Annotated in this window: 13 protein-coding genes; 7 read left to right on the top strand and 6 right to left on the bottom strand. The window is 69.8% G+C overall.

From position 1 onward, the window contains the following. Positions 1-55 precede the first annotated feature (55 nt). The 5 genes from H4W30_RS43085 to H4W30_RS43065 form a co-directional block, all read right to left on the bottom strand. A complete protein-coding gene (locus H4W30_RS43085) occupies positions 56-868 on the bottom strand; it encodes a DUF5336 domain-containing protein (RefSeq protein WP_192747888.1) in 813 nt (270 codons plus the stop codon). A gap of 458 nt (positions 869-1,326) precedes the next feature. Continuing rightward, a complete protein-coding gene (gene sucD, locus H4W30_RS43080) occupies positions 1,327-2,214 on the bottom strand; it encodes a succinate--CoA ligase subunit alpha (RefSeq protein ID WP_005165134.1) in 888 nt (295 codons plus the stop codon). Between the two features lies 1 nt (position 2,215). Beyond that, entirely contained in the window at positions 2,216-3,385 is a 1,170-nt protein-coding gene (gene sucC, locus H4W30_RS43075; protein WP_192747887.1) for an ADP-forming succinate--CoA ligase subunit beta, read from the bottom strand. Positions 3,386-3,502: 117 nt separating this feature from the next. Continuing rightward, on the bottom strand, positions 3,503-3,862 hold the full coding sequence (locus tag H4W30_RS43070; RefSeq protein ID WP_192747886.1) for a hypothetical protein: 360 nt from the start codon (positions 3,860-3,862) through the stop codon (positions 3,503-3,505). Continuing rightward, positions 3,859-5,703 (bottom strand): hypothetical protein, encoded by a 1,845-nt coding sequence (locus H4W30_RS43065; RefSeq protein ID WP_192747885.1) that lies wholly within the window; start codon positions 5,701-5,703, stop codon positions 3,859-3,861. Before H4W30_RS43065 ends, H4W30_RS43070 begins: the two co-directional genes overlap by 4 nt. A 596-nt stretch (positions 5,704-6,299) precedes the next feature. Here H4W30_RS43065 and H4W30_RS43060 point away from each other — a divergent pair. After that, a complete protein-coding gene (locus H4W30_RS43060; RefSeq protein ID WP_126736643.1) occupies positions 6,300-6,986 on the top strand; it encodes a M23 family metallopeptidase in 687 nt (228 codons plus the stop codon). Between the two features lie 681 nt (positions 6,987-7,667). Here H4W30_RS43060 and pcrA read toward each other — a convergent pair. Next, positions 7,668-10,073 carry a DNA helicase PcrA gene (pcrA, locus tag H4W30_RS43055; RefSeq protein WP_192747884.1) on the bottom strand — a complete coding sequence of 802 codons (2,406 nt, stop codon included), beginning with the start codon at positions 10,071-10,073 and terminating at the stop codon, positions 7,668-7,670. A gap of 90 nt (positions 10,074-10,163) precedes the next feature. On the opposite strand from pcrA, the gene H4W30_RS43050 reads away from it, so the two are divergent. The 6 genes from H4W30_RS43050 (at position 10,164) to H4W30_RS43025 (ending at position 16,005) form a co-directional block, all read left to right on the top strand. Next, the gene (locus H4W30_RS43050) at positions 10,164-10,583 is read left to right on the top strand and encodes a DUF1707 SHOCT-like domain-containing protein (protein ID WP_192747883.1); all 420 of its coding nucleotides are present in this window, start codon (positions 10,164-10,166) and stop codon (positions 10,581-10,583) included. Between the two features lie 171 nt (positions 10,584-10,754). Further along, positions 10,755-11,042, top strand: a complete 288-nt coding sequence (locus H4W30_RS43045; protein ID WP_016331191.1) for a chorismate mutase — start codon at positions 10,755-10,757, stop codon at positions 11,040-11,042. A 152-nt stretch (positions 11,043-11,194) separates the two neighbouring features. Continuing rightward, a complete protein-coding gene (locus H4W30_RS43040; protein WP_126736640.1) occupies positions 11,195-11,500 on the top strand; it encodes a hypothetical protein in 306 nt (101 codons plus the stop codon). A 338-nt stretch (positions 11,501-11,838) separates the two neighbouring features. Next, the gene (locus H4W30_RS43035; protein WP_225950847.1) at positions 11,839-13,062 is read left to right on the top strand and encodes a hypothetical protein; all 1,224 of its coding nucleotides are present in this window, start codon (positions 11,839-11,841) and stop codon (positions 13,060-13,062) included. 255 nt (positions 13,063-13,317) lie between these two features. Beyond that, a complete protein-coding gene (locus H4W30_RS43030; protein ID WP_192747882.1) occupies positions 13,318-14,163 on the top strand; it encodes a hypothetical protein in 846 nt (281 codons plus the stop codon). Positions 14,164-14,382: 219 nt separating this feature from the next. After that, positions 14,383-16,005, top strand: a complete 1,623-nt coding sequence (locus tag H4W30_RS43025) for a serine/threonine-protein kinase (protein ID WP_192747881.1) — start codon at positions 14,383-14,385, stop codon at positions 16,003-16,005. The last annotated feature ends 6 nt before the right edge of the window (positions 16,006-16,011 follow it).

Here is a 16,011-nt window from a genome sequence, read left to right as displayed (position 1 = left end):
AAAAACACCCGCCGTGACACGGAGAGTCACAGCGGGTGTTCTTTGAAGCGAGAGGTCAGCTCTGCTTGCCGAAACCGCCGGGCGGCGTGCCCGGGTTCTGGCTCTGGCCCGACTCCGACGAGGAGGACGGCGGCTGCTGGAAGAACTGGCCCTGCTGCGGCGCGTACGTCGTGGCCTGCTGGCCCGGCGGCTGCGTGACCGGCGGCTGGAACCCGCCCGGCTGCGAGAACGGACCGGACTGCTCACCCTGCTGGCCCTGCTGACCCGAGCCGGGGAACGGCTGGACCTGCGTGGCGGCCGGGCCCTGCTGACCCTGCTGGCCGAACGGACCCTGCGGGCCCTGCTGCGGGAACTGCTGGCTGTACGGGGCCTGCGGCGCCTGCTGCTGCGGCTTCGCGGCGGGCAGCTTGATGACGTCGTGCTCGAACAGCAGCGCGGCGACCGCGACCAGCATCTGCAGGATGCCGAGGATCAGCACCACGGTGAGGATGCCGGGGACCGAAACGTCCTCACGGCCGCTCCCGTAGCCGATGACCAGGTCCAGTGCCCCGAACGCGCCGATGACGCTGAACAGCGCGGCGAACGGCAGCGTCTTCGGGCCGCGCGGCAGCGCGTGCAAGGCCGCGAGCAGACCGCTGACCAGGAGGAAGAGCGAGACCTGCCCGGCGGCGTCGGCCTCGTCTGAGAAGCCGATGAAGAACTGCACCAGGCCGAGGACGGTGACGGCGAGCGCGAGCAGCAACGCCAGGTTCAGCGGGGCGGCCGGTGACGGCGCCTGCTGCTGAGGAAAGGCTCCCGAGCTGGGGTTGGGGTGTTGCTGGCCGCCACCCTGCTGGGGGTAGCCGGGCCCACCGCTGGGATAGGACATCCGAATGCTCTCCTGTCGTTCGACCGGCACCCCGGGGCGCGCGGGACTCCCGGGACAAACGAGGCGGCTGTGATGCTCGAACGCTAGCGCACACGCGGACACCCCACGCCTCGGGCTCTGAGACGTCTCTACACCCGGTCAGGTTCCCGGCGGAACCCCTCGACGACGACCGGATCGCGATTAGGGGGCGAAATGCGACGCGACCGCCGGATCGCGATTAGCCCGCGAAACGCAGGTCGGCCCCCGGATCGCGATTAGCCCGCTAAACGCGACACGGGCACCCGACCGCGATTAGCCCGCTAAACGCGACACGGCCGCCCGATCGCGTTTAGCCCGCTAAACGCAGGTCTGCCCCCGACCTGCGTTTAGCGGGCTAAACGCGATCCGGGGCGAAAGAGGCGGGCCGGGCACCGGTGAGGGTGCCCGGCCCGCCGGGGAAAGCGTCAGTCTCCGGAAGATCAGAGGCTGTTGTACAGCTCGCGCGCCAGGACGGCGGTCTCGCTCGGGGTCTTCCCGACCTTGACGCCGGCGGCCTCGAGGGCCTCCTTCTTGGCGGCGGCCGTGCCGGAGGAACCGGAGACGATGGCGCCGGCGTGGCCCATGGTCTTGCCCTCGGGCGCGGTGAAGCCCGCGACGTAGCCGACGACCGGCTTCGTCACGTTGTCCTTGATGTAGGCCGCGGCGCGCTCTTCGGCGTCGCCGCCGATCTCGCCGATCATCACGATGACCTTGGTCTCGGGGTCGGCCTCGAACGCCTCGAGGGCGTCGATGTGCGTCGTGCCGATGACCGGGTCGCCGCCGATGCCGACACCGGTCGAGAAACCGATGTCACGCAGCTCGTACATCATCTGGTAGGTCAGCGTGCCCGACTTCGACACGAGACCGATCGGGCCGGCACCGGTGATGTCGGCCGGGATGATGCCCGCGTTCGACTTGCCGGGGCTGATCACGCCGGGGCAGTTCGGCCCGATGATGCGGGTCTTGTTGCCGGTCGCGACGGCGTGCGCCCAGAAGTAGGCCGAGTCGTGCACCGGGATGCCCTCGGTGATCACCACGGCGAGCGGGATCTCGGCGTCGATCGCCTCGATGACCGCGTCCTTGGCGAACTTCGGCGGCACGAAGATGACCGAAACGTCGGCGCCGGTCTCCTTGATGGCCTCCTCGACCGTGCCGAACACGGTGAGGTCCTTGCCCTCGATGGAGACGGTCTGGCCGGCCTTGCGGGCGTTGACGCCACCCACGATGTTCGTGCCGGACTTCAGCATCTTGGTCGCGTGCTTCATGCCCTCGGAGCCGGTGAGCCCCTGGACGATGACCTTGCTGTTCTCGTTGATGAAGATCGACATCTCACGCACCTGCCGCGGCGAGCTCGGCGGCCTTGTCGGCCGCGTTGTCCATTGTGTCCACCACGGTGACGAGCGGGTGGTTCGCGTCGGCAAGGATCTGACGTCCCTCGACGACGTTGTTGCCGTCCAGCCGCACGACGAGCGGCTTGGTGGCCTCGTCGCCCAGGATCTTCAGCGCTTCGACGATGCCGTTCGCGACCGCGTCGCAAGCGGTGATGCCGCCGAAGACGTTGACGAAGACGCTCTTCACGTCGGTGTCGTTGAGGATGACGTCCAGCCCGGCCGCCATGACCTCGGCCGAAGCGCCGCCGCCGATGTCGAGGAAGTTGGCGGGCTTGACGCCGCCGTGCTTCTCGCCCGCGTACGCCACGACGTCCAGCGTGGACATCACGAGGCCCGCGCCGTTGCCGATGATGCCGACCTCGCCGTCGAGCTTGACGTAGTTGAGGTCCTTGGCCTTGGCCTTCGCCTCGAGCGGGTTCTCCGCGTCCTTGTCGACCAGGGCCTCGTGGCCCGGCTGACGGAACGAGGCGTTCTCGTCGAGGGTGACCTTGCCGTCGAGGGCGATGATCTTGTCCTGCGGGTCACGGACCAGCGGGTTGACCTCGACCAGCGTGGCGTCCTCGGAGACGAAGGTCTCCCAGAGCTTCACGACGACGTCGGCGGCCTCGTCGACGACCTTCTCCGGGAACTTGCCCGCGGTCAGGATCTCGACGGCCTTCGCCGTGTCGACACCGGCGATCGCGTCGACCGGGATCTTCGCGAGCGCTTCGGGACGCTCGACGGCCAGCTGCTCGATCTCCACGCCGCCTTCGGCGGAAGCCATCGCGAGGAAGGTGCGGTTCGCACGGTCCAGCAGGAAGGAGAAGTAGTACTCCTCGGAAATGTCCGAGGCTTCGGCCACCAGCACGCGACGCGTGATGTGGCCCTTGATGTCCAGACCGAGGATCGCCTCGGCCTTCTCGGCGGCCTCATCCGGCGTCTGGGCCAGCTTGACGCCGCCGGCCTTGCCGCGGCCGCCGGTCTTGACCTGGGCCTTGATGACGACCTGGTTGCCGATCTTCTCGGCGGTGGCCTTGGCTTCTTCGGGGGTGTTTGCCACGGCACCCGGCAGAACCGGTACTCCGTGGGCGGCGAAGAGATCCCTCGCCTGGTATTCGTAGAGGTCCACTACTCCAGTCTCCTGACGACACGCCACTGTGGTGGTCCGTTGCCGGACCGCGCTGTCGGACCAGTCGAGGTTAGCGACCTGCGTAGAAGCAGGGGACTCCGCACCTGGTGAAGTCGGTCACCGTACGCGGTCAGACGGTGTTTCCACGGTGTGAGACCGCACACCGGAGACCCAGTTCGCCGCGTTTTCCAGGCTTTCGAAGGCGTTCTCGAACCCGCTCGGGCCGTTACCGACCGCGAAGAGGAGAACGCCGGGGACGGCGTCGGCCAGACCCGCCGGTTCGCTCGCGCCGCACAGGACGCCGAGGATGTCCGGATCCTCCTGTTCGACTGTTCTGGCCATTTGGTCGACCGTGTCGAGACGCCCGGCGTAGACCACCTCGACGCCGTCGTCACGCAGCAGCCGCCCGAGAGCGACGGCCGCGCCTTCCTCGACGTCGAACTCGGCCAGCACGACCCGGAGAAGACGGCGCGTCATCCGGCCCGCCGTGCGCCCGCGACGGCCATCCCGGCCGTGACGAGGGTGACGACGGCGCCGGCCAGCGCGAGCCAGAACCCGATCCCGGCGGACGAGCCGTCGTACTCCGAGCCGACGAGCGGGAGTTCCGCCGCGCGCAGGCCGAGTACCAGTGCGGCCCCGGCCAAGGCGGACGCCGCCGCGACCGGCCGGGAGCGCGGGACGAGCGCGTACAGCCCCAGGACGACCGCGAGCGCGCCGAGCAGGCCCCACGACGCCGCACCGAAGTCCGACCACAGCCCGGGAGCGGTGTAGCCGGGCGCGGTGAACACCGGCGTGCCGAACGCGGCGATCGCCAGTACCGCCGCCGCGACGAGCGGGGTGAGCACGTTCCCGCCGGCCCGCGTTCCGTCGAGGCCGGTGTCCAGTTCCGCGTTGTCGTCGTCGGAGACGTCGCGTTCCACGACGCCGGTGATCACCGCGGCGAGCGCGGCCACGGCCGCCAGCACGAGCGCGATGAACGTCCACGTGACCCCGGGGCCCGCCGAGAAGCCGACCTTGTCCGGCAACGGCACCGGCAGGTCGACGCCGAACAGCGCCGGGTCCACCGCCTTGTCCTCGGTCACGGACAGGGCCGCGCTCAGCACCGCCGCGCCCGCGAGGACGACACCCGCCCACGTGGCCGCGACGACTCCCCTGGCGAACGCCGAGAGCCGCGGCACGAAGACGAACAGCGCGGGGACGGCGAGCACGACCGCGGCGCCGAGCAGCAGCCAGCGCGCCGGTGTCTCGGGTACCGGCGCCGGACCGTTGGCCTTCAGTACCGGAGCCAGCGCACCCGCCGCCGCGGCCGCGGCGGCGAGCAGCGCCAGACCGCCGGTGGCCAGCCGCCACCAGAACAGCCCCGGCAGCTTGGCCTCGCCCGCCATGTCCCCGGTGACGGCTTCGCCCGCTTCCGCGACGTCGAACCGGGTGAAGGCCAGCCCCACCAGCGCCAGGCCCGCGACGGCCACGACCACCGAACCCGGCGCGACCGAAAGCCGGTCCACGACCAGTCCCGCGAGCACGGGCGGGACACCGACCGCGAGCGCGGCCAGCCCCGCTCCGGCGAATCCGCCCTTGCCGACCTCGGCCGAGGGCGAACTCACCGCCACGAGCGCGGTCAACGGCAGCAAGGCCGCGAGCAACAGGTACCCGGCCATCGCGACGGTCGGACCCTCGAAGGCGTTCTTGGCCAGGAGGTACGCGTTGCCCGAACCGAACGGCGCGAGGAGCAGGCCGACCCCGCCCGCCACTCCGAGCACCGGCCCGAGCAGCCGCCAGCGGCGCCGCCCGTCGAGTTCACCCGCCAGTTCCGCCTCGTCGCGGGCGGCCCCGGCGGCGAACGCGCCGGCCGCGAGCGTGAGCAGGTGACCCGCCACCAGCGGCCACAGTCCCGGCCCCGCCGGAGGCAGCGCAAGCAGCCTGTCGGCGAGGAACAGTTCCGGGCGCGCGGCGAGGGAGCCGTCGGCGAGCAGCTGCAGATCCAGCAGTAGCCGTCCGGGCGCGAGCGCGGTGAGCCCGAGCACCAGACCCGCCGCGAGCCCTGAGCGTCCGGTGACCACCGCGAAGAGCACGGCCGCCGCGGGCGCCAAGGCCAGCACGACCAGCAGAGGAGCGGCGGTGAAACCAGGCGAACCGCCCTGGATGACGGGCAGGAGAGCACCGGCCGCCAGCGCGACCGCACCGGCCGACACCAGCCCCGCCGACATAAGGAGCGCTCGCGGGCGGGACCCCGGTTCGCTCCGGAGAAGTTCGGCGGACGCGGTACCGGGGACGGCTTGCCCGGCGGAGTCGCCAGGGTGCCGTGAGCGCGAAGTCATCGACGGCGACGCTAGCAAGCCGGGGCCGGCGCGACCCGGCAGCAGGGGGCGCCCTGGTTCCATCGGCGCTCGGCCAGCCCTTGAAGAAGGGTTGAGACGGTCCAGTCCGGGTAAACCTCCTTCAACACCGTCGGGCAACCGCTTATTTCCCTCGTTTGCCTCCTTTCCGGCCCTCCGGTACCCCCGAACGGCCCTCTGATCTTGTAACGCAAGTCACACGGTTGCGAGTAAACCTGCTCTAACTTTGGGTAATCCTCACTGGACAACGGCCAGATCGCCGCCACCCGATCGGCCGAGAGCGCCGCCAGATCTTGCTGATCGGGGTGCCGCTTCGTTACTGTCCCGGGGTCCCCATTACAGTCAGATCACGAATGAGAGCACCGAACGAACCACCCCCGAGGTTCTTCACCGGGATCCCCCGCCCGGGCTCTTGATCCGACTCCCCGAACACGGAAGGCCCCGTCTTGGCTTCACACCGCTCCCCCGGCGGCCAAGCTCCTTCCCCGGCGCTCGAGAACGCACTCGATGGTGCGGTCGTCCGCGTCCGGGGCTCGCACCGCCTGTCGCCCCCGTCCTCGGCCCTTCGCGGTCGTGTCGTGGTCGCAGCCGTCGCTGCCGGCGCCTTCGCGGCCGCCGCTGCCGGGCAGACCCTGAAGTCCGTTTCGGAATCCTCCGACGCCGCCGTCACGCCGCTGGCCAGCACCCAGGACGCGAGCGCCTCGTTCGCCCTCGGTGGCGGAGCCGGTGGTGGCGCACCCGAGCTGCTGCCGACGAGCCAGTCGACGAATGCCTCCGCCGAAGCCCAGAAGCTCTCGGAGAACAACAGCATCACCCAGGCCCGGGTCAAGCGTGAGGCCGAAGCGGCCCGAAAGGCCGAAGAAGAGGCCAAGCGCCCCAAGACCTGCATGCCTGCCAAGGGCACCTTCACCTCGGGCTTCGGCGCCCGGTGGGGCACGAGCCACCTCGGCATCGACATCGCGGCCCCGATCGGCACGCCGATCGTCGCGGCCTCCGACGGCACGGTCATCGAGGCCGGCCCGGCCAGCGGTTTCGGCCTCTGGGTCAAGGTCCAGCTCGCCGACGGCACCATCCACGTCTACGGCCACATGAACTCGTTCTCCGTCCGCGAAGGCCAGAAGGTCAAGTGCGGCGAGGAGATCGCCGAGGTCGGCAACCGTGGCCAGAGCACGGGCCCGCACCTGCACTTCGAGGTCTGGCAGAACGGCACGAAGAAGATCGACCCGCGCCCGTGGCTCGCCGCCCGTGGCGTGAGCGTCGGCTGATCGAGCCTCCGCTTTCCTTTCGACGCCGCACCTTTTCACCACACCGGTGAGGCCGCTCGCGTAGAGGGCGCGCCGGGCGACGACGCTCTGGCGCGCCTTCAAGACCTCCGCTTTCCCCTGCGAAGACAACAGCTTCGAGGACAACGGGAAGCGTCGTAGGCCATCAGGCCCGGAGCATGTGTGGTCTTTCAGACCCTCAGCGACCTCACGCGACGCCGTCGGGCAGCTTCCGGACGAAGTACCCCACGGCGATCTGCCAGACCGTGCAGAGACCCGCTGGCCGCCGTCGGGCGAAAAGTCCCCAAGGAAGAGTTCGGCACCCGGCTGGCCGCGGCCCGAACAGCCATCGCCGCGCGTGCCCGCATACGACGCACCGTCCGGCCCCGTCCGGTTCGTGCGTCCGCAGTAACGCGCGCCAGGCCGCGACCAGCCTGAGCACTTCCGGCGGTTCCGGACCCCGATCCGTCCCCGCCCCTTCTTCAACACCCCGCAGATACTCGAGTACCCCACTCGAGAGAACCCCAAACAAGACCCCGTCCACACCACTGCGCCCCCTCCTCCTGATCGGGGCACACCGGCTCGTCCAGCCTACCCCAGCGCATCGAACTCGTGTTCGATGGCACAGGTATACGGGAAGGGTCCGACAGTTTTCGCGAGCGGTGAAGAAACCGCAGGTCAGGGCTAGAGTTTGACCATCGGGACGCTGCCGATGAGCATCAGCCGGACCTTGCCGGCGGCACCGAAGTCGATCGTCGCCGTGGCCCGCGGGCCCGTGCCGTCACAAGCGACGACGGTTCCGAGCCCGTACTTGTCGTGGCTGACCCTGTCACCGACGTCCAGTTTGAGCGCGACGGTGTCCTTCCAGCCCTTGCCGAACGGGCTCGTGCTCGCCGTCCTCGACGCCGGCGAGCCACCGCCGCGGCTCCCCCAGGTCGTCGCGGCCCGCGGCGACCCGCCGGACGAACCGAAACCACCGGAGGACGAGGAAGGCGCGAGCCTGCGCCAATCGACCAGGTCGGCGGGAAGCTCGTCGAGGAACCGCGAGGCCGGGTTCATCTGCGGCTGGCCCCAGGCGGAGCGCACCATCGAACGGGAGACGTACAGCCTCTTCCTCGCCCGCGTGATCGCGACGTAGGCGAGGCGGCGCTCTTCGGCCAGCTCGGTCGGGTCACCGAGCGCGCGCATATGCGGGAAGATCCCGTCCTCCCAGCCCGTTCCGAAGACGACCGGGTATTCGAGGCCCTTCGCGGTGTGCACGGTCATCAGCGTGACCACGCCCGCGTCGTGCCCCTCTCCGTCATCGCCACCGTCGGGCGACGGGACCGAATCCGCGTCCGCCACCAGGGAGACCCGCTCCAGGAACGCGGGCAGCGACCCCGGCTCCGGCACTCCCGGCTCGGCCTCCGGCAGTTCACCCTCCGGACCGGCGACCTCGGTGGTGAATTCGGTGAACTCCCGCGCGACGGTGACGAGTTCCGTCAGGTTCTCCACCCGCGACGCGTCCTGCGGGTCTTCGGATTCCTCGAGTTCCGTGCGGTAGCCCGTGCGTTCCAGCACCGCTTCGAGGATGTCGGCGACTTCCGCGCCGCTCTCGACGACCTCGCCGAGCTCGTCCATCAACTCGACGAAACCGGTGATCGCCTTGGCGGAGCGCGGGTTCAGCAGCGGCACTTCGCCGTTGACCGCGCCGCGCAACGCTTGCGCGAAGGAGATGCGCTCGCGCTCGGCGTACGTCGCGATGACCGCTTCGGCGCGGTCCCCGATGCCCCGTTTGGGGACGTTGAGGATGCGGCGCAGGCTGACCGTGTCCTCCGGGTTCGCCAGCACCCTCAGGTACGCGAGCATGTCGCGGACCTCGCGCCGCTCGTAGAACCGCACCCCGCCGACGACCTTGTACGGCAGGCCGAGGCGGATGAAGATCTCTTCGAAGACACGGGACTGATTGTTGGTGCGATAGAAGACCGCGACATCGGAGTAGTCCGCTTCGCCCTTGTCCGCCAGCGCGTCGATCTCGCCCGCGACGAACGCCGCTTCGTCGTGCTCGTTGTCCGCGACGTAGCCGACGATCTTCTCGCCGTCACCGGAATCGGTCCACAGCCGCTTCGCGCGCCTGTTGGGGTTGCGCGCGATGACCGCGTTCGCCGCGTTCAGGATCGTCTGGGTCGAGCGGTAGTTCTGTTCCAGCAGCACGGTCCGCGCGTTCGGGAAGTCGCGCTCGAATTCCTCGATGTTGCGGATCGTCGCGCCGCGGAAGGCGTAGATCGACTGGTCCGCGTCGCCGACGACGCAGAGCTCGGCGGGCTCGATCCCGGCCTCGTTCGCCTCGGTGCCGACCAGCTCGCGGACCAGCGTGTACTGCGCGTGGTTCGTGTCCTGGTACTCGTCGACGAGCACGTGCCGGAACCGCCGCCGGTAGTACTCGGCGACGTCCGGGTACCGCTGCAGGAGTTCGACCGTCCGCATGATGAGGTCGTCGAAGTCGAACGCGTTGGCCTGGTTCAGCCGCCGCTGGTACTCGACGTAGACCTCGGCGACGCGGCGTTCCAGGTCGTTGCCCGCGTCGGCGACCGCCGTCTCCGGATCGATCAGCTCGTTCTTGAGGTTCGAGATGTGCACGGCCAGCGTGCGCGCCGCGTACTTCTTCGGGTCGATGTCGAGATCCCGGGCGACGAGGGTGATGAGCCGCTTCGTGTCGTCCGAGTCGTAGATGGAGAAACTCGACGACATCTCCAGCGTTTTGGCCTCACGGCGCAGGATCCGCACGCACATGGAGTGGAACGTCGACACCCACATGGCGTTCGCGCGGCGGCCGACGAGGTCGCTCACGCGCTCCCGCATCTCCGCGGCCGCCTTGTTGGTGAACGTGATCGCCATGATCTGGCCGGGGTGCACGTCCCGTTCGGCCAGCAGGTACGCGATCCGCCGGGTCAGCACCCGGGTCTTGCCGGAACCCGCGCCCGCGACGACGAGCAGCGGCGAGCCCGCATGGGTCACGGCCTCGCGCTGCGCCGGGTTCAGGTCGTCGAGCAGGTCCGAGTGCCGGGACTTGGCCGGACCGTCCGCTGGGAGATCGAAGAGGGTGTTCATCGCCGGTCCACGCTACAGCGCCGGGCGTAGGCGATGTTGCCGCCTGCCGTCCGACGCGCGAGCGGTGTTCGCGGCGGAGGATCGGTCGTCATGGACACCAACGGAATCCCCTCCCGGCTCAGGGCCGCCGACGTCGACCGCGAGCGGGTCGCCACCCGCATCCAGGCCGCCGGCGGTGAAGGCCGTCTCACTCTCGAAGAAGTGGAAGACCGGCTGAGCGCTGTGTATTCCGCCAAATACACGGACGACCTCGTCGCGCTCACGTCGGATCTGCCGGAACCCGTGCCGAAGCGGCGCCCGGTCGCCTTCGGGCATCCGGCGGTGCGGATCCACCTCGCGATCGCCGTGGTGCTTTCGGTGCTGCTGATCGTCCGCTGGACGGCTTCGGGGGCGCCGTTCTTCTGGCCCGCGATGCCGATGTTCTGGCTGGCGATGAGCGTCCTCGTGCACGCCCGCGTCCGCGGAGCACGCCGCCGCTTCAAGCCGGAGGACGGGGTCGCTGTGGCATAATGAGCGGCATGCGGCACCACGCGACGCGATTTTTTTACGGGACCCGGACTCCGGCTCCCGTGATCGCATAGTGCCGAAATGCCATCACCCGAAGCCCCGGAGTCCACGGACCCCGGGGCTTTACGCTGTTCCGGGGGCCAGCATGGGAATCCGGACCGAAGAAAGGTCCCGATGAACACCACACAGAAGCCCGACGCCGAAGAACCCACCGCCACCGCCGAAGAGATCGGCGAGCTCCGCAAGGAGATCGACTTCCTCGACGGCGAGATCCTGCGGCTGGTCAAACGCCGCGTCGAAGTCTCCAAGACGATCGGTGCGGCCAGGATGGCCGCGGGCGGCACCAGGATCGTCTACAACCGCGAGATGGACGTGCTGGCGCGCTACCGCGAGCTCGGGCCGGAGGGACGGCAGCTGGCGATGGCGCTGCTCAACCTCGGGCGGGGCAGGCTGGGGCGGTAGGTGGTAGCAAAGGTCCCTTGCTCCCCCACGGCGCGCCGGGATCGCGTTTAGCCCGCTAAACGCGATCCGGCGACGTCACGATCCTGTGCCGTGAGGCGGAACTCAGGGTGATCCCCGAGCCACGACGGCGCGGGACAGGGCAAACTGGACACATGATTAACCTCATCGCCGTGATCATCGCGATCGCCGGTGTCCTCGCGGCATTGGGCCATCTCGGTTATCTCGCCATGCTGAACAACGCGGCGGGTAAGCGCGCGGGCGGCACCCCCATCGCCCAGTACGTCAAGACGCGCTGGCCGATCGCAGCGGGTACCACCGCCGCCTCGCTTTTCGCCTGGCTGCTCACGAGTGGGGGAACGACGCTCGACATCATCGCCATTCTGCTTGCAGCGGGTAGCGGAATCACCGCCACGAAAGCCCTGCAATCGACCCAGCAGAAGTACCGCAGCGGCAACTGAACGGCTTCACCAGCGCCGATAGCACTCCGTAACGTCACCGAGGCCCGTTCGGCCGCGCCCGACCGAGTGAAACATCTGCAACTTGCAGAGTGGGTGAAGACTTGCGGGTGTCGAACTTTTAGTGTGGACCTCGTGTGGACCCTTGCGTCTGGGTCGGGCGATGCCCGCATGGCGCGCGGGGGCGATGGCCCCGCGCGCCCCCAGTCGTATGCGCGTGCATTTGCTCACGAGAGTGCTTGGGAGTCTGCAAGCGAGGGATCCCGTGAACCCGCTGCTCCGTTCGGCTTAACCGGTGTCACATCGCCGTCAGGGCCGGCCTGTGAGGGGGTCGCTCGGACATGAACGGCTGGGCGGAACACCAGGGACGGGACGGCGCCACGCATGCGGGCCGTCACCGGGCGGGCGGTACCGAAGGCTGGACTCCGGCCGTGCCGCCGAGGCGGCAGCGCCCAGGCGGGCACGGCCATCACGCGCACCGCGAGTTCGCCCCGCCCTCCACCGGTTCCCTTCCCCTGCCGCCACCGCGGGACAGGAGGGCGCCGAGCCCCGGCTACGCCCCATCGAGCGGCCGTCTGCCGCTCCCACAACCCGCACGCGAGGTCCCCGCGCGCGTCGAGGTCTCCTTCACCGAACCGGTTTCGCCCCCCACTGGGGAACGGACCGCGAAGGTCGCGCAGCGTACGAAGGTGACGCTGACCGCCCCCGCGCCCCGCCGTCCTGAGCCAGTGGAGGTCGACGACACCGACGACGTCCGCGTCTACCTCGCCCCGCCGGTCGACGGCCTGAGCACCTTCGACCTCGGTTCGGTGCCCGCGTCGGTGACCCCGCCCAAGACCTGGCGCAAGGCCGCCTGGTTCGCGGCGGCGGCTTCCGCGCTCGTCGTGGTCGGACTGCTCTTCGCCGGTTCGTACCTGGTCGGCAAACCCCTCCCGGAGCAGCAGAGCCAGGGCGGCTGGCCCGGTTACCGCGGTGGCAGCCCGCTGACCCAGGACGGTGTCGCCGGACATCCGGCCACACCGCCGCAGGGCGGCGCGGCGGGCAACCCGTCCGAATCCCAGACCGAGTCCGCCACCAGGGACGACCGCAGCTCCGCCAACTCCGGCACCCCCTCGGACAGCGAGACCGCCGGGACCGGCTCGTCGCGGCCCGATTCGAGCGGACCGGTGACGTCGGGGCGGCCCGCGCCGCCGTCGAGCGACCGGCCACAGAAGCCGCCGGTCGTCCCGGCCAACCGCACCACCACACCGGCCCCCTGGTACTCGGAGCAGCAGGACGCGGAGGCGATGGGTGACAACACCGAGATCTTCCTCAACTCGGTCACCACGAACCCCCAGGAAGCGGCCTCGGTGACCTCCGGCGGCCTTCGCGAAGAAGGCGCGGAGGGCCTCCGTGAGCGCTACGCCGACGTCGCCTACTTCGAGGTGAAGAAGGTCAGCATCGACCAGCGCCGCGGCGTCACGGTCAACACCGTCGAGGTCACGCACAAGGACGGCACGAAGACCATGGAGCAGCGCACGTTCACCTTCGGCGACGAGGCCAAGATCGTCGACGACGGCATGTAGGCGACCACGCACGTGCAAGTGTCCTGTTCCTCTGCACGTGCGGTGCGTTGAGCGGTCGTCCCTGGTCCGGGTGGGTGACCTAAGCTGCCGTTCGTCGTATCGCGACGGCATTCCGGCGATGGAGTCTGGCCGTGGGCCGTCCGCACAGGGTTACCTGGCGACTGCAGGGTCCGCACCGTTCAGAAGACGGCCGCGCGGACCAGAGGCGTCGGCCGAACGGCCCAGCGCCTGCCCCGGACCAGAGCGAGGAATTTCGTGCTTGATCGACAGCGCATACGGCGTGAGGACGCCGTACGTGTCGAGGACGTCATCCCGGAAGAGATCCTGAACGACACCCGCGTCGACCGCGAGTACCTGGAGCAGGTCTTCCGCGAGCCGCAGAAGTTCGTACCCGCGCGCACCCGCGAAGAGCGGCCGGCGCGACCCGAACCCGAGGTGGACGAGCCGGAGAGCCGCACCGTCCGGCGGGCCAAGCTGGCCGGCCTGGTCGCCGCCGGGCTCCTGGTCGCGGGCGCCGTCGTCACCGCGGGCGTGCTCGCCGGCGCGCAGCCGCAGGGCACCGTGCCGGGTGCCGCCGCACCCGAAGCCATGAGCGGGGCCGCCGCGCTCGGCGGGCTCGCCGTCCCGGACTCCACCGAGCCGCAGCGGAAGCAGGAGACCCCGACGCCGTCGGGCACCAGCACGACACCTCAGCCGTCTTCGGGCACCGGCTCGGGCTCGCTCCCGCCGCAGGGCTCGTCGTCCAGCAGCACCAGCTCGCAGCCCGCCGTCAAGCCCGCCGCGGTCAGCACGGCCGAGGACAAGATCGACGCGGTCCGGAAGTTCTACCAGACCGTCGACGCCGATCCCTACGGCGCGATGTCGCTGATCACGCCGGTGCTGGCCGAGTCGGAGGCGGGCAAGCTGATCGAGGCGTGGAGCGCGATGGACGCCATCCAGATCCAGGACCTCCACGAACAGGCCGACGGCACCATCCTCGCCGTCGTGACCATGCGCAACCCGGACGGCGGCCTGCTGCGGGTCACGCAGGTGCTCGAATTCGCCGACGAGACCTCCGGCCTGATCACCGACGCGCGGCTGCTGTCCGCTCAGCACATGTGACGGACACCGCGCGTGTAACAGCCCTCCACCCAGGGCGATCAGAGTGTGCCGCGTGTGTGTGCGCAGAGTGAGCGCCTAGCCTTGTCACGAGTCGGTCTCGGAAAAGCCGGCACACAGACCACTACATGTGCATACGCTCCAACGCTGTGGCGTGCTGAAGGCCGCACCGCGCACGCGGACGATTCCGCGTCGTGAAGACGGAGCCCAAAGGGAGGTCGCGTGAGCGACGAGGGTCGCCTGGTCGCCGGTCGATATCGCATCGCCGGGCGGATCGGCACGGGCGCGATGGGGGCCGTGTGGCAAGCGCACGACGAGGTACTCGGCCGCACGGTGGCGATCAAGCAGTTGCTTCTGCAACCCGGGCTTGAGGCTCACGACGCCGAAGACGCCCGGCAGCGCACGATGCGCGAGGGGCGGATCGCCGCCAGGCTGCACCACCCGAACGCCATCTCGGTGTTCGACGTCGTCACCGACGACAACGGCCAGCCGTGCCTGATCATGGAGTACCTGAACTCCACCAGCCTCGCCCAGGTGCTGCAGGAGGAGCGGACGCTGCCGCCGACGGAGGTCGCGCGGATCGGCGCCCAGGTCGCGGCCGCGCTGACCGAGGCGCACGCGGTCGGCATCGTGCACCGGGACATCAAGCCGGGCAACATCCTGCTGGCGCCCAACGGCACCGTGAAGATCACCGACTTCGGCATCTCGCGGGCCAAGGACGACGTCACGGTCACGAAGACCGGGATGATCGCCGGGACCCCCGCCTACCTGGCGCCCGAGGTGGCCATCGGCGGCGACCCGGGCCCGGAGTCCGACGTCTTCTCGCTCGGCTCGACGCTCTACGCCGCCTGCGAAGGCCAGCCGCCGTTCGGCCTCAGCGAGAACACGCTGAGCCTGCTGCACGCGGTCGCGGCCGGGCAGATCATCCCGCCGCGCCAGTCCGGCCCGCTCGCCAGCGTGCTGGCCGTGCTGCTGCACCCGGAGGTGCGGCACCGCCCCACCGCCGAAGAGTGCGAAGAGCTCCTCGCCGCCGTCGCCCGCGGTGAAACGCCGCTGGGCGGCCCCGCGGACGACACCGTGCTCGCCGCCCCGATCGCGGGCGCGCTCGCCGGTGGCGGCGTGACCCAGGCGCTCGACAGCGAAGCCGCCGGACACTCGGGCTCGCTCCTCGACGAGCAGCAGGACGCGGCCGGGTCGTACTACGACGACGAGGACGACTACCAGCAGCCGCCCGCGTCGGGCTACCCGGAAGACGACTACGACGGGTACGACAACTACGACGAGACGGCGTTGCTGGCCGAACGGGGCCACCCCGGCGGCGGCCCCGCGCCCACGCGCGCCGTCCCGATCCCCGCGGGCGACTACGACGACGACCCCTACGACGACGATTACGACGACCCGCCCCCGCCGCCGCCCACCCGCGCGCAGACCAGCCCGGTTGACGAGGACGACGACGAGAAGCCGGGCGCGTGGAAGAAGCCCGCGCTCATCGGCGGTGTCGTGGTCGTGGCGCTGGCCGCGCTGGGTTTCTGGCTGTTGAGCCCGAACAACCCGGAGACGCCCGCGCAGGTGGGCAACTCGTCGACGAAGCCGACTCCTTCGGCGACGTCTTCGGCTCCGGAGACGACGGAAACGCCGACCGAGACGCAGTCGGCCGAGCCGCCCAAGGACACTCCGACTTCGTCGAAGAAGACCTCGAGCAAGGCGAGCCAGACTCAGGAACCGGATCCGCCGACGCCGACGAAGACTCCGACCAAAACGACGCCGACGAAGACAACGACTCCGACCACACCGACAACTCAGTCGAACACGGAGACACCGACTTCGACTCCGGCCGGCACTTGATCCGAG

Origin of the sequence: Amycolatopsis roodepoortensis, from assembly GCF_014873915.1 — a bacterium.
Classification (GTDB): Bacteria; Actinomycetota; Actinomycetes; order Mycobacteriales; family Pseudonocardiaceae; genus Amycolatopsis; species Amycolatopsis roodepoortensis.
Note: the sequence above shows the minus strand (reverse complement) of the source record. Positions and strands in the feature narration are given on the sequence as shown.